The sequence below is a fragment of the Pseudoalteromonas sp. MB41 genome (assembly GCF_020966275.1).
GTDB lineage: Bacteria > Pseudomonadota > Gammaproteobacteria > Enterobacterales > Alteromonadaceae > Pseudoalteromonas > Pseudoalteromonas lipolytica.
Window position 1 is genome coordinate 1 of sequence record NZ_JAJJZF010000075.1, and the last position, 740, is coordinate 740.

At 53.6% G+C, this 740-nt stretch carries 1 protein-coding gene; it reads right to left on the minus strand.

Annotated elements, in window-relative coordinates; all coding sequences use genetic code 11:
* Window positions 1-740 (minus strand): Ig-like domain-containing protein (locus LPA49_RS22235; RefSeq protein WP_230237779.1); only part of this gene is annotated, 740 nt, incomplete at both ends.

A 740-nucleotide genomic window follows, 5' to 3' on the forward strand; every position in this document is an offset into this window, starting at 1 on the left:
GCATCAATCGTGAAGGTGCCATTATCCAGTGGGCTAGGGACATCGGCGCTCCAAGTGCCATCCGCTAATACTGTCGCGGTGAAGGTGTAGGTGTTGGTGCCATCAGAGACACTTAAGTTCACCACACTGCCCGCAGGCTCGTTAGACGTACCGCTAATGGTCGGGGTGGTATCATTCACCGTTCCCAAGCTATCAATTGCTAAGCTAGGCGGTAAGGTATCAATGCTGCCGGTGCCTGTGTCTGTGCCAACATTGCCCGCAGCATCAGTTATAGTGGCAGTTACAGTGTACGCACCATCTGGCAAGCTGCTTGATGTAGCTTGCCATGACCCATCAGCTAAGACTGTCGCGGTCAAGCTGTGTGAATCACCATTGCTATCCACAATGCTGAGGTTCACGACCGTGCCAGCAGGCTCGGTTGAAGTCCCTGAAATAACCGGTGTACTGTCATTACCTAAGCCATTGTCATTTACAGTAACAACGGGGTTGGTGGTATCGATATTGCCTGTGGCGGTAACGTTGCTGGTGTTGCCTGCATCATCACTGATGGTCACGGCAACCGTGTAGCTGCCTTCGGCTAGGGCTGTCGGTACTTCAACGCTCCAATCACCACTGCTATTTACGGTGGCGGTGAGTGTTTGCTCTGCCCCATTGCTGTCGGTGACTGTCACGGTGACAGTGCCGCCCACTTCATTACTACGACCACTGAGTACCGGCGTGACATCACTGCCCTCACCCAC